Source organism: Cernens ardua, assembly GCF_051251085.1.
Taxonomy (GTDB): domain Bacteria; phylum Pseudomonadota; class Gammaproteobacteria; order Pseudomonadales; family Halomonadaceae; genus Cernens; species Cernens ardua.
In genome coordinates this window covers 330005-343606 of sequence record NZ_JBPCZH010000001.1, presented here as the reverse complement: position 1 = coordinate 343606, position 13602 = coordinate 330005, and the positions used below count along the sequence as shown (strand labels likewise).

The window sequence follows — 13602 nt, the reverse complement described above, 5'->3', positions numbered from 1 at the left end:
TATGATGTTGCCCTTCATAATGTGTTTAGGTGTGAAGCTCTCCCGTTATTTCCAACACGATGGGGTTAACGCTGTTCGCGCGCCTTTTCTTTTAAAGGGAAAGAACACAGAAATTCACCCACCACTGCTGAAAGCCGTCTCTTTTGGGCCGGTGTTTTTTTGCATGGCTGTTTTTACCGGTACCCTGACAGCGTGTCTTCCTCTCACACACAATGGGGTGGCGTTGATGAGTGCGCTGGCGGGTGGTGCTACGTTGGGCGCTTTCGTTTTGTTGGGCTGGAAAGGGGGCGTATTGGCTATTATTGCGCTCGCATCGTGGTGCAGCATGACGCATGCGTTGAATTATCAACTTCCTTTCGGATTGAATCGGCAAGACGTCATGATGACGGGGCGGATTGAAAGGATCAGTTTGAAAGATCGCTTCGCTTCAATCCTTTTCCGTGTTGAGCAATGCCGCCCAGTCGAGCAAACACTTCCCGACTGTGATCACTTGGTACGTGTCAAAGTGGGCTGGGCAAACCCGCCTGATCTTCACGAGGGGGAGGTGTGGGCTTTTCAGGCCCGAATACAGGCACCCCACAGCCGGCGTAATCCTTCACCTTTTCCCGCTACCGATATTTTTTTACCTAATGCTATCGGTGCTGTTGGCAAGGTGCGTTTAGCGCCCACACCTGTATTGCAGAGTAGCCCGCGTTTTACATTACATCGTTGGGTGGGTGAGCGTTTATCCGCGCGTTTGGCACCTGCGAGTGCGGAGCGTTGGGTGCGGGGATTGGTACTGGGTGAAACGACAGTGTTTACCCCGGAAGATTGGCGCATGCTGAATGATAGTGGCACAGTGCATTTGGTCGTTGTATCAGGAATGCATATCGGTTTTTTGGTGCTGGGCTGTGTTCGATTGATCTCTTTATGCTGGAGAATGGTCAGACCTTATCGTTGGCGATTGGCATGTTGGCCCTGGTGGCCTGCTTTGGGCATCGGGGCAGGGTATGTCACCCTGTCCGGCAGTGGCCCGGCTGCTGAGCGCGCGTGGATCATGATGTTGGCAGTGGGGTGGGCTTACACGCATCATTATCCCATGGGGGTTTATGCCGCTTTATGGATAGCATTGGGTACTATTGTGATGGTGGACCCTCTAACCCTTTTTCGTCCCGGATTATGGCTTTCATTTATTGCAGTCCTGACGCTGTTGGTCGGCTGGCGTTGGCGCAAAAAACGCAGTGGCCCATGGGCGCTCATCCAGACCCAACTCACACTTGGGTTGATTATGGATGGCGTTGTTTTGCTTTTCTTTGGACAGTGGATGCCGGCATCGTTGATCGCCAATTTACTGGCGATTCCCTGGGTAACGATGGTGATGCTCCCGTTGGCATTGGTGGGCACGCTATTGGAATTTATTTTTCATGGGGTTGGCTCATGGCCCATCTGGTGGGGCTTCAAGTGTGCGGTTGCCTTGTTCGAGTATTGGTTAACGCTCACCGTGTCGTGGCTTCCTGCCATACCTATCCCCGATGAACGGCGTATTGCTTTGGCGGTGGGACTGATCTTATTGGGCAGTATCTGGCTTGTTCCCGGTTTCAGACTACGTTATCGCGCAGTATTAGGCATAGCCTTGCTGCCCATGATGGCCTTTGGTGTTAAACGGGAATCGCTGTCAGACGGGGAGCTTATTCTTCGTGTTCATGATGTCGGCCAGGGTCAACTGGTTGATATCCGCACGGCAACACATCGTTTGCTCTACGATACAGGCCCACGTTTTTACTCTGGTGATACACCCATCAGTCGACTATGGCGGGCTTCGCAAACATTCGACAAGGTCATCGTTAGTCATGCTGATTTGGACCACTCGGGGGGTGTTCCCATTTTGATGGAAAGGCATCAGATCATGGAATGGATGGCTCCTTCAATTCAGAGTTTTACGCGACCATCTGCCTCTGGCAATTATCATTCGATACGTAAAAACCAGGATGCTTTCAGGAGCAGTGAATTTATGCCCACCGTTAGTATGCCAAATCTGGCCTCTTTGCCACTACCTGAACAGTGGAAAACCTGTCGAGCGGGCCAACAGTGGACATGGGATAATATTGAGTTCAGGCTACTGTGGCCGAGTACGTTTATAATGAAGAATGTCAGTGAAAATCAGCGTTCCTGTATTTTGCTGATAAGCGCTGGTCAACATCGGATTTTGATCCCCGGTGATGCTGATGCATGGGTAGAAAAGCAATTACTGCGCTTTTTCGATGAGATGCCGTCCTCTTTGTTGTTGCTGGTGAGTGGACATCATGGGAGCCGCACCTCATCTACCCACTCTTTTCTAACGCGGATACAGCCTCATCATGTGGTGCATAGTGCCGGTTTTCTTAATCAGTACGGGCACCCTGCACAATCGGTTGTTCGGCGAATAAATGATTTTACCGAGTGTCAATGGAGTACTGCGTTGGATGGTGCCATTACGCTGAAGATCAAGGGGCAGCAGGCCTTAATCTCGCCTGAACATGTTTCTGCCGGTATCAGGCAGGCATGTCTTAAGGTATCATCCAGCGGTTAACATCATGATTGATCACGTTTTTCGACGATTTTTCGACCCCGGGAGACACTGTGAAAGAAACGTCTAGTAGGGCCCTTTATCGCCGCTTGCTTACGTACGTACGACCTTATTGGAAGCCATTTATGCTGTCCTTGCTAGGCTATGTGTTGTATGCCACGGCCAGTGCATGGATTGCGCAGGCGCTCCATGAAATGATTGATGGCATTGCTCATCCGACTGTGCAATTCCGTAATATGATGCCGCTTATCTTTATCGTTATTTTCATCATTCGCGGCATTGGTACTTTTCTGGGTACCTACTTCATGGATTACGTTGGCGGCAAGGTTGTTTACCGGTTGAGAATGGATGTTTTCAGCAATTTGCTGAAAATGCCAAATACCTTTTTTGATCACAATTCTTCAGGTCACTTGATTTCACGGGTCACCTATCAGGTGGAACAGGTCACCAATGCGGTCACCAATTCATTGACGACCATTCTTCGTGAGGGCCTAACGGTCATTGGGCTTTCCATCTATTTATTCTGGACCAATTGGCGGCTGTCGCTGATCTTTATCTGTATTACCCCTTTCATAGGTATTATTGTGACCTTTGCCGGGCGGCGCCTGCGCCATTTATCCCGCAGGATCCAGCGGGCCGTCGGGGATGTCACACATGTCGCATCCGAGGTGTTGGGGGCCTCCCGTGTGGTTCGCATTCACGGTGCTGAAGCATATGAAATCAAGCGCTTCAGCAAAGTCAGTGAGAATACGCGTCGGCAAAACCTGAAACAGACAACGACGAGTGCCATTTCCAGTCCGTTGATTCAGACACTGGTCGCTATTGCCATGGCCTTTATGGTCTGGCTCGCGTTGATCCCCGGCGTGGTAGGTAATATCTCCCCCGGGGAATTCACCGGTTTCCTGTTTGCGGCTTCCATGCTGATCAAACCTGTAAAATCACTGACCGAGATCAATGGTCAGATTCAGAAAGGGCTGGCCGCCTCAGAATCGATTTTTGATATTCTCGATGCGCCTAAAGAGCTGGATTCCGGGAGCTATTCGCCTGCACGAATCAAGGGTGAAGTCTCCTATGATCATGTCAGTTTTCGCTACAATGAAGACAGCAGGCAGGATGTGCTTGATGATGTCAATCTAAGTGTCAAACCCGGTGAGATGGTGGCATTGGTAGGCCGTTCCGGCAGTGGCAAGACCACATTGGTCAGCCTGCTGCCGCGATTTTATAATGTGACGGAAGGTGCCGTTAAAATTGATGGTGTCAATGTGAACGATTACACGTTGGAGTCCCTACGCCATCAGATATCATTGGTAAGTCAACAGGTCGTGTTATTCAATGCATCCATTTTGAACAACATTGCCTATGGTGAGGAACACCCTTCACGCGAGCGGGTAATCGCTGCCGCCAAGGCCGCCTACGCGGATGAATTCATTCGTGAATTGCCTCATGGGTATGACTCTCTGGTGGGTGACAATGGTGTCATGTTGTCTGGGGGGCAGCGTCAGCGACTGGCCATTGCTCGAGCCATCTACCGAGATGCCCAGATATTGATTCTGGACGAAGCTACTTCGGCACTGGATACGGAATCCGAGCGTTACATTCAAAGCGCATTGGAAGAAGTACGCAAAAATCGAACTACGCTGGTGATAGCACACCGCTTATCAACGATTGAGAATGCCGATCGCATCGCTGTTTTTGATCATGGACGTTTGGTCGAAATGGGAACACACACCGAATTGCTGGCTAAAGAGGGGGCATACGCAGCGTTGTATCGCATCCAGTTCAGTGACGACAAGATCGAGTCATGAGCCTCGGGGACTATATTCAGCAGGCCTGGTATACCAAGGCACGCTGGTTGGTTGTCTTGAGGCCGTTGGAGAGCCTCTACCGGGCTGTGGTCAACCGTCGGCGAACTGCGTATGAAACGCGCACCGATTCTCAGCGTTCGACCGGCGTACCAGTGATTGTGGTCGGTAATATCACCGTAGGGGGAACAGGAAAGTCTCCCCTGGCTGCCTGGTTGGTTAATCATCTTAGTGAAAAAGGCTGGAAGCCGGGTATTGTATCCCGCGGTTATGGTGGAACATCCAAACACTATCCGTTAAGCGTCACCTCATCGACTCCGCCATCTGAAGCAGGTGATGAACCGGTCATGTTGGCTGCGCAAACAGGGGTACCTGTCGCAGTGGATCCTCACCGCCCGCGTGCTGTTGCGTTATTGGCCGATCAAGGTTGTGATATCGTCGTAAGTGATGATGGTCTGCAACATTATGCCATGGAGAGAGCACTTGAATTGGTGGTGATTGACGGCGCACGAGGATTGGGAAACCAGCGATGCCTACCGGAGGGCCCGTTGCGAGAACCTGTGAGTCGCCTTCAGTCCGTCGACGCAGTGATCGTGAATGGCCCAACACAGCCGCCGGTATTTACTCATCCCAACCTTTTTCATGCAGCGATTACGCCCGTACATTTCAGGTCTTTGATGAGCGATAACACATTCCCTCTGAGTCCGATCCCACTCAAGCCACCCACGCATGCGGTAGCCGGGATCGGTCATCCTCAACGTTTTTTTCAGACACTGAGTGAGCTGGGCGTTGAATTTATGCCAAAAACCTTTCCTGATCATCATGATTTCAGTGAAAGTGATCTTCACTTTGACGATAATGGCGATATTGTCATGACGGCCAAGGATGCCATTAAATGTGTCAGAATGAGTGATCCCTGCTTGTGGGCGTTGGATGTTCGTCTGCAACCGGATGCGCTCTTCATTGACTGGCTGGATGACAGGCTTGATGCAATAAAAACGCATGGGGCATTACCATTTTCCGAATCTCCCTAATCATTCGGAATGGAGGCCCCAGATATATTCATCGCGTCAGTAATCCGCGATAATGCCACAGACCTAATAACAGTGTTGGAAAAGGAGTTTCTCATGGACAAAGAATTATTGGCCATGCTGGTATGCCCACAGAGTCAGGGGCCACTTGAATATGATCGTGAACATGAAGAGCTCGTGTGCCGTTTAAGCGGCCTTGCCTATCCTGTCCGTGACGGGATTCCTGTCATGCTGGTTGAAGAAGCCCGCCAGCTGAGTGCCGATGAAAAGCTCGGTAAATCCGTACCGGCTCATGAGTCCCTTAATGGCTAATCGGGCAGGATATTCGGCAGATGGGGCCAATGAGTCTATGGATGATGACGGCTTTTGGGTCATCATCCCGACACGTTACGACTCATCACGATTACCCGGTAAACCGCTTGCCCAAATTGCCGGGAAGCCCATGGTTCAGCATGTTTGGGAACAAGCGTGTGAATCCGGTGCCCAGCGTGTCGTGGTAGCGACCGAGAGTAACACTATTGCAGATGCATGCCATGACTTTGGGGCCGAGGTGGTAATGACGGCAAGTCATCACGCCAATGGAACGTCCCGATTGGCGGAAGCAGTCAGGATACTGGATGCGCCTTCAACCAAACGTATTGTCAATGTGCAAGGCGATGAGCCATTACTTCCACCTGAACTGATTGATTTGGTCGCTGACAGCCTTGCTGCCAACCCGCGGGCTTCCATTTCTACTCTGGCGGAACCCATTACATCGACTACTGAGTTAATGCGGCCAAGCGTTGTGAAATTGGTCGTCAATCATGCCAATGAAGCGCTCTATTTTTCCCGTGCGCCGATACCCTGGCAGCGTGATGAGTGGGGCGAAACGGGGCCGCAAAAGGGGCAGTCACTGGTGGCGGGTGAGAGCAGCTCAGGGCGAATTGGAGCGCTAAGACACGTTGGTTTATATGCCTATCGTGCTTCTTTTTTGTCAGAGTACGCTAACTGGCCTGCGGTGAGTATCGAGCAGCAGGAGCAACTCGAACAACTGCGTGCCCTGTATTTTGGTCACCGTATTCAGGTCGCTATTTCCCCTCGAGAGTATCCGGCAGGAGTTGATACGCCGGAGGATCTTGAGCGCGTACGTCGAATTTTTGTATCGGGCTAGGGCTGTATATCTCGGGTTCGTATTCTTTCACACCTATGGCATTGGGTTTCCGTACCAGGCCGTGGGTGGTCGATGTGTTTGTCGGGGGTAACTTATCCCGAGTCTTACAACGGGTTGTAATCAAAGAGGTTTGAATGTCTTCTTCCCATACGATTGGTGTGCTGTTCGTTTGCATGGGCAATATTTGCCGTTCGCCCACTGCTGAAGGAGTGTTTCGCCATTTGGTCGAGCGTAAAGGGCTGGAGAATCTTTTTCATATTGATTCCAGTGGTACCATCGGCTATCACGAAGGTGAACCGCCGGATGGACGTGCCCGGCAGGAAGCCCAGCGGCGTGGAATGGATATTTCCGGACAGCGATCACGGCCACTTAGTGCACGAGACTTCCAGCAATTCGATTACATTATTGCCATGGATGAAGATAATCTGGCCGATATCGAAGCCAGAATGCCGAATGATTTCAGTGGCAAGATAGCCATGCTGATGGATTTTGGTGGTGCTCATGCCGGAGAACCTGTTCCTGATCCCTACTATGGGGGGAAACGCGGTTTCGAACATGTATTCGACCTGGTTGAAGAGGGGTGCGAAGGACTTTTGCGCTATATAGCACAGAAAGAGGGTTGGTCAGTCGCGTGAGCATCATTACAGAAAATGCCTCATTGACGGAACGAAATACGTTCAGGCTCCCTTCAATTGCACGTTATCTGGCACTTCCTTCGACCCTGCGTGAGCTTCAAACTGTTTTGGAGTGGGCGAGAATGCGTTCGCTGCAAATCCATGTGCTGGGGCAAGGCAGCAATGTGATTCTGGCTTCCTCTATTGATGGGTTTGTCATTATTCCACAAGGACAACATTGCCAATGGGAAGTCGCCGACGGCATTTTGCATGACTGGAATGATACTGCTGACGATGATTTATCGCCCATATTCAGTTCCTCTTCCGTCAAAACATCATCCTCCAACGCGGCGGTTTCGCCTGTCAGTTCTTCCATACGACTGCATGTGGGGGCGGGTGTTGATTGGCCCTCCCTGGTTGTCACCGTGGCACAACAAGGGCTCTGGGGTATTGAGAATCTGGCTCTGATACCGGGTAACGCAGGCGCGGCTCCTGTACAGAACATCGGTGCTTATGGCGTTGAACTCTCTGATGTACTGGAAGCCGTTCATTGCATAGATGTGGCTTCCGGTGAACATCAGGTGCTCTCAGCCGAGGCCTGTGAGCTGGGATATCGTTCCAGCATCTTCAAGGGGGCTTTCAGTGGTCAAAAGATTATCACGACATTGGTGATCCGCTTGTCTACAGAACCGGCACCCAAGCTTGGCTATGCTGATTTGGAAGAGCGCGTCAAGGATCCGACAGACCCCTATTCCATAGTAGAGGCTGTCAGTGAAATTCGACGATCCAAATTACCGGACCCCAAAAGGCTGGCCAATGCAGGTAGCTTCTTCAAGAATCCTGTGATCAATGAAGAAAGATTTCAGCAGATTGAAAAAGCACATCCTCACATTCCCCATTATCCGGCCCCTGATGGTGTGAAATTGGCAGCTGGCTGGTTAATCGACCAATGTGGGCTGAAAGGGTATCGATCAGGGCACTTCGGGATACATGAACGACAAGCACTCGTGGTTGTCCACTTCGGCGGCGGAACAGTAGAAGAGTTGCTCCAATTTTCCGATTTTATTGTGCAGCGCGTTGAGGCCCGTTTCGGTGTCATACTGGAGAGGGAACCCAGAACGATCGGCTAGGGTCAATGCCCTAGTTTGTTCAAAAGGGCTAATATTATGAAACTTCATTCTTCCAGATGGTTCAAGTTGTAAAGAAATACTTGAATACCGGTATTTTTAACTTTACTAGCGGTTCATAAACAAGGGCGCCCCTATAAATTTCACATCTTTGTTGAATGCTCTACGGGGTTTATCTGCGTGTCATCAAACAGGACATTTCTAAAGCGCTGTTTCGTGTAAATGACGCCAAAGGATTTTGCTGTCGGTTCCCACTTCGAATACGGCAGTTGAAAAACGTAGGCTAGCCTCAAGCCCGGGCTGTTATTGGCGTTCCTGATAAGTAACCGTTGCTCCTGTGGGGCTTTCAGTAATCAGCTGCAAGTTCTCAATCTCTATCTCCAGCCCTTTTCTGGCACCCCATTGGTTTCGGAAAAAAGAAGCCAGTGCGGTGTAATCCAGCTGGTTTCCGGAAGGTGTCACCATGGAAAATTCCGGGCTGAAACGCTCCAATAAGTTGTCGCAGACGTTGACTGATATATCTGAATGACCAAGCCAATGGCGGATCAATGCATGTGCGTCTAATACTTCCTGAAAATAGCGATTCATCATTTTTCCTGATTGAGTTCAAGAATGATTTCACTTTGTGCAGATGATAAAAAAACCCTCGGATATTATGTCCGAGGGTTTCGTTTTTCTGCCCACTTATTGCCCACACTTTTGATGTATGGGCAATGGTGCAGCAATTTACTTCTGCTCGTTATCACCAGAGGATTGACGACGACGAAGTTCCCGCGGGTCGTTATGTGCACGACTACGGCGACGGCGGGGGGTATCCAGTGTTTCAGAAGCAGCCTTGGGCTGAGCTTCCTTCACGTCATCCTTTGTCTGAACAGTATCCGTCGGAGTCTTGGTAATGGCCGCCGTCTCTTTCTTAGCTGAATCTGCCGTGGCAGATGTTGACGCTAAAGGCGCAGACGTGCGCTGATCCAGTTGTGGCTCAGCAGGCTTGTCGCCTTTTTCTGCTGATTTGGAGGCGGACGCCTTAGCCACTTCACCCGCACCCTTGGCTTCTACCTCTTTAGCTTCTCCACTTTTAGCTTCTACACCCTTGACGGATGCGGCTGTTTGCGGGCTCGCCTTGGTTGCCTGAGGTGTTGCTCCCTGCTGTTTGTCGGCAGAGTGCGTGGCGGCCGGTTGCTCGACGGTATCCTTTTTGCCAGGCACAGAGTGCGCCGACTTACTGTTGTTGACTTCATCAGATGTACGCTCTGCACTGGATGCTGCTACGGCAGGTACGTTGGTGCTTTCATCAGATGGTTGAACAGTGGCCGGTGACGTTTTTCTGTCATCGGCAAAAGGGGAGTGCTCCGGCTTCTGCTGAGATTCCCTTTTCTTTGCTGCATGCGTAGAAGGTTGCGTTTTTTCAGGCACTTCAAGTTTCTGCTCTGATTCAACCTGATCACTTTTCGCTTTTGCAGAGGAATCGACAGCGGCATCGGATGTAGGCGTATGGGCGGCTTTAACCTGCTCATTGGAAGCGTTACTTGCCTGTGTATCCTGATGCCTTTCGGCAGCTTTGGCCGATGTTTCGCCAGTGGACGGCACATAAGGTTCACCAGACTTCACTTTAACCGACGGTTTTTCATTCCGTTTGTGCGGTTGCATGTCGGCCGTGGTTTTAGCGGCTTCGTTCCCTGTTTGCTCCGGCGCATTCTGCTTTGCGGCTACTACACGCTGGGATGATTCGGCAGCTTCACGCCCAAAAGCACGATTACCGCGTGCAACCTTGTTGCTGGAAGACCTGGAAGCCGCGTCTTTTGAAGGCGCTGATGGTTGATGAACCAATGACTTATTACTCTCCACTGGGGTATGCGTTGCTTGCCCCTTTGTGGACGGCTGCCCTGCATTGGCCGTTGCTTGCTGGTTGAAAGCAGTCGCATCAGCCGACTCTGATGGGTGATCACTTTTCGGCTTGGCATCAGATGCTTCGGACGCTTCCTGACTTGCCCCTTTGCTGGCGGTGTTATCGGTAGCTGAGGCCTCGGCAGATTGCAAACGTTCCTGTTCAGCAACGGCTTGCTCATTCAGGGCACGGGTACGGCTACGTTTGCGTGGATTATTACGCGTACGTTTTTGCCCTTGCCCATGAGTGCTTTCTGAACGGCTATTGCCTGCAGTAGCTGTTTTGTCATCGCCTACTGCATTTTCCTGATCGGATCTGTTTTGCTGCGAGCGATTTGGTTCCTGTGAACGTTGATCGCGAGCCTTTTTCTCCTGAGGCTTCTCGGCACCACGGGCATCCTGAGAAGGCCTGGTGTCCGCATTTTTTTGCTGCGAATCGACGCGCTGGCGCTCCCCATTGTTTTCTACCGGCTGGCTCTTGTTACCCTGCTCCCGGTTTTGATTGTCAGCTGTCTGCTCTTGGGATTTGTCTCCACGGGATGCATCCTGGCGAGTACGGCGACTATCGTTTCGCTGATTTTGACGCTGGTTGTCACGTTTTTGTGAACGTTGGCGACGATCGTTGTTGTTGCGATCGTTGTTGTTGCGATCACCGCTGTTACGATCACTGCTGCTGCGGTCATTATTCTCCTGACTGTTGTCAGAAGACTCGTGTGCGCGCTGCTGATTATTGCTGCGACGATCCTGCCGTTTCTCTTCATTGGCGGTATTTGAAGAGGTACGGTTATCGTTGTTTTGGCGGCGTGATTTGCGCGCATCATTGTCACTGCCATTACTCTGACGTGACGAACGGCCGTCTGAACGCTTCTGAGACGTATTCTGCGACGATGTCGAGGCGTGATCCTGACTATTGTCACTACCTGATTCACCGCTATCTCCGCCGATGATGCGACCCAGACTACGCATGAAGCGAGAGATAAAACCACTTTCCTGACCCTGGAGGCGCTCCTGGGATGCCTGAGAAAGATCACTGTTCGTCAATGATGTGGGGGCAGGCGTGGTGTGATTAACAGACTTGACGGCTGCTTCACTGCGCGGCACCAGTTTTGCCACTTTGTTTTCAGGTGCAGGGGCTTCGTACTGGGTATCGTATTCGAAGCTTGACTTGCTGGTGTCATCTTCTTCCAGCTGGTCGTCACGAAGGCGTTGGACATCGTAGTGAGGCGTGTCCATTTCCGGTTCGGGAAGAAGAACAACGCGCACACCCTGACGACGTTCGATATCTGCCAATGCGCTTCGTTTTTCATTCAGTAGATAAGTCGCGACAGGAACGGGGAGAATCGCGCGGATCTGGGCGCTACGGTCTTTCATCGCCTCTTCTTCAATCAAACGAAGAATGGAGAGGGAGAGGGAGCGCACATCACGGATGGTCCCCTGACCATTACAACGGGGACACACATGACCGCTGGTTTCACCCAATGAAGGACGCAGGCGCTGGCGCGACATTTCCATCAGCCCAAAGCGCGAGATGCGACCCACCTGTACGCGAGCTCGATCCAGTTTCAGCGCATCGCGCATGCGGTTTTCGACTTCGCGCTGGTTTTTTGATGGCGACATGTCAATAAAGTCGATGACGACAAGGCCACCGGAGTCACGCAAGCGTAATTGGCGTGCAATTTCATCAGCTGCTTCGAGGTTGGTCTGAAGAGCGGTTTCTTCGATATCACCGCCGCGGGTTGCACGCGCTGAGTTGATATCAATGGAGACCAGTGCTTCCGTGATGTCGATAACGATCGCGCCACCTGACGGAAGTTTGACTTCACGCTGGTATGCCGTTTCGATTTGCGATTCAATCTGGAAGCGGGAGAAGAGGGGAACTTCATCCTGATAGAGCTTGATCTTCTGCTGATAGCTTGGCATGACCTGCTTGACGAAGGCCTGTGCTTCGGAGTAGACCTCTTCACCATCGATCAGTACTTCGCCAATATCCTGACGTAAGTAATCACGCATCGCGCGGATAATCACGTTGGATTCACGATAGATCAGGAAAGGCGCTGGCTTGCGGCTGGCCTCATCGGTAATGGCTTCCCATACCTGTACAAGATAGTCGAGGTCCCATTGCAGCTCTTCGGAAGAGCGCCCAATGCCTGCGGTACGTACAATGACGCCCATTTTTTCAGGGAGCTGAAGATCGCTCATGGCTTCTTTCAGCTGTGCGCGGTCATCCCCTTCGATCCGACGTGAAATACCACCGGCGCGGGGATTGTTGGGCATCAGTACCAGAAAACGTCCGGCAAGGCTGATAAAGGTCGTCAGTGCAGCGCCCTTGTTGCCTCGTTCTTCCTTGTCGACCTGAACGATGACTTCCTGGCCTTCTTTAAGGACTTCCTTGATGTTCGGGCGCCCAGAGGAGGAGGGCTCCCTGATAAAGTACTCGCGGGCAATTTCCTTTAACGGAAGAAAACCGTGGCGATCAGCGCCGAAATCGACAAACGCTGCTTCCAGACTGGGTTCGAGTCGAGTGATCTTGGCTCGATAGATGTTGGCTTTTTTCTGTTCACGTGCGCCAGATTCAATATCAAGATCGTAAAGGCGCTGTCCATCTACCAGTGCGACACGCAGCTCTTCGGGCTGTGTCGCGTTGATGAGCATTCTTTTCATGTTGTCTCGCTGACCAGTCGCATCGGCGACAGCGTCGGCAAACCGCTAGCTTTGTGTTGTGCTCAGCGCATGTTGGCTGGTAGCCCTAAAGTGTGTGGGAAGCGCCTGGCCACATTGGGCGTTCGCGCGTTCCTGCACGGTACAGGGTGTACTAAGTTAGTCATGTTGAGTACAGGGCGAAAAGTGAAACATGTTGCGACAGCATGTGCGTGTCGGTTTCACGTGCATCGCCAGACACCTGGCATTCGTGATTCGTGACGCCGCCTCCGATACGAGTAGTAAAATGAGTTTCGTCGTATCGAAACCGGTTATCAATATTGCACTGTGTCTACGTTATACCTGCTGCGTACCATGTGTTCATAAGGTTGCCTCTGCTGACATTTGGTCGTGCACATGCTGGTAAACGGTATCCAGCCGTGTGAGCCAAACGGCGCGATCAACGCGGTAAAACTCGATAGGGCAAAACTGCCTGATGAACATGGTCTTTTACGTAGCAGTACCGGGCGTAGCCCAAGTGCGCTTTGTATCTGTTGCCGGGCCCGCATGTGATTGATTTGGCAGGCGCTTTGGAAATATCCGGCATTGCTCGGTATTTCCACCAAGGCCTATCAAATATAGCAAATAAAAGGGCGTTTGAGCAATTGGTTAACCGAGGCTAAATTCCGTTACAATAGTGGCTTCACCGTATTAGCCCTCAACTACGGGGGCTAAAGGTAGAAATCTGACCGGAGTATGCTGTGCTCATGGAAATACTGAACTCTATGAGGGCATTTTTTCAGAGGTATGTT

General features: G+C 51.3%; 9 protein-coding genes. 7 read left to right on the top strand and 2 right to left on the bottom strand.

The features are described from left to right. Positions 1 to 163: 163 nt before the first annotated feature. From LMG33818_RS01575 to murB, 7 genes are all read left to right on the top strand, one after another. Positions 164 to 2548 carry a DNA internalization-related competence protein ComEC/Rec2 gene (locus LMG33818_RS01575; RefSeq protein ID WP_442321600.1) on the top strand — a complete coding sequence of 795 codons (2385 nt, stop codon included), beginning with the start codon at positions 164 to 166 and terminating at the stop codon, positions 2546 to 2548. A gap of 50 nt (positions 2549 to 2598) precedes the next feature. Continuing rightward, on the top strand, positions 2599 to 4350 hold the full coding sequence (gene msbA, locus LMG33818_RS01570; protein WP_442321599.1) for a lipid A export permease/ATP-binding protein MsbA: 1752 nt from the start codon (positions 2599 to 2601) through the stop codon (positions 4348 to 4350). Beyond that, a complete protein-coding gene (gene lpxK, locus LMG33818_RS01565) occupies positions 4347 to 5381 on the top strand; it encodes a tetraacyldisaccharide 4'-kinase (protein ID WP_442321598.1) in 1035 nt (344 codons plus the stop codon). The genes msbA and lpxK overlap by 4 nt, the downstream gene beginning before the upstream one ends. 93 nt (positions 5382 to 5474) lie before the next feature. Further along, complete coding sequence (locus LMG33818_RS01560; protein WP_442321597.1) at positions 5475 to 5690, top strand: Trm112 family protein; 216 nt, start codon at positions 5475 to 5477, stop codon at positions 5688 to 5690. Further along, positions 5683 to 6528 carry a 3-deoxy-manno-octulosonate cytidylyltransferase gene (kdsB, locus tag LMG33818_RS01555; protein ID WP_442321596.1) on the top strand — a complete coding sequence of 282 codons (846 nt, stop codon included), beginning with the start codon at positions 5683 to 5685 and terminating at the stop codon, positions 6526 to 6528. The genes LMG33818_RS01560 and kdsB overlap by 8 nt, the downstream gene beginning before the upstream one ends. 134 nt (positions 6529 to 6662) lie before the next feature. After that, a complete protein-coding gene (locus LMG33818_RS01550; protein ID WP_442321595.1) occupies positions 6663 to 7163 on the top strand; it encodes a low molecular weight protein-tyrosine-phosphatase in 501 nt (166 codons plus the stop codon). Then, a complete protein-coding gene (gene murB, locus LMG33818_RS01545; protein ID WP_442321594.1) occupies positions 7160 to 8272 on the top strand; it encodes a UDP-N-acetylmuramate dehydrogenase in 1113 nt (370 codons plus the stop codon). The genes LMG33818_RS01550 and murB overlap by 4 nt, the downstream gene beginning before the upstream one ends. Before the next feature lie 300 nt (positions 8273 to 8572). Here the strand turns inward: murB and LMG33818_RS01540 are convergent, their stop codons facing one another. Together LMG33818_RS01540 and rne are read right to left on the bottom strand one after the other, a co-directional pair. After that, entirely contained in the window at positions 8573 to 8857 is a 285-nt protein-coding gene (locus LMG33818_RS01540) for a hypothetical protein (protein ID WP_442321593.1), read from the bottom strand. Between the two features lie 138 nt (positions 8858 to 8995). Then, complete coding sequence (gene rne / locus LMG33818_RS01535; RefSeq protein WP_442321592.1) at positions 8996 to 12814, bottom strand: ribonuclease E; 3819 nt, start codon at positions 12812 to 12814, stop codon at positions 8996 to 8998. Positions 12815 to 13602 lie beyond the last annotated feature (788 nt).

Excerpts from the sequence above, each read along its gene's own strand:
- LMG33818_RS01540 (WP_442321593.1), bottom strand. The coding sequence starts at position 8,857 with ATGAATCGCTATTTTCAGGAAGTATTAGACGCACATGCATTGATCCGC.
- LMG33818_RS01550 (WP_442321595.1), top strand. The coding sequence starts at position 6,663 with ATGTCTTCTTCCCATACGATTGGTGTGCTGTTCGTTTGCATGGGCAAT.
- lpxK (WP_442321598.1), top strand. The coding sequence starts at position 4,347 with ATGAGCCTCGGGGACTATATTCAGCAGGCCTGGTATACCAAGGCACGC.
- rne (WP_442321592.1), bottom strand. The coding sequence starts at position 12,814 with ATGAAAAGAATGCTCATCAACGCGACACAGCCCGAAGAGCTGCGTGTC.
- kdsB (WP_442321596.1), top strand. The coding sequence starts at position 5,683 with ATGGCTAATCGGGCAGGATATTCGGCAGATGGGGCCAATGAGTCTATG.
- LMG33818_RS01575 (WP_442321600.1), top strand. The coding sequence starts at position 164 with ATGGCTGTTTTTACCGGTACCCTGACAGCGTGTCTTCCTCTCACACAC.
- LMG33818_RS01560 (WP_442321597.1), top strand. The coding sequence starts at position 5,475 with ATGGACAAAGAATTATTGGCCATGCTGGTATGCCCACAGAGTCAGGGG.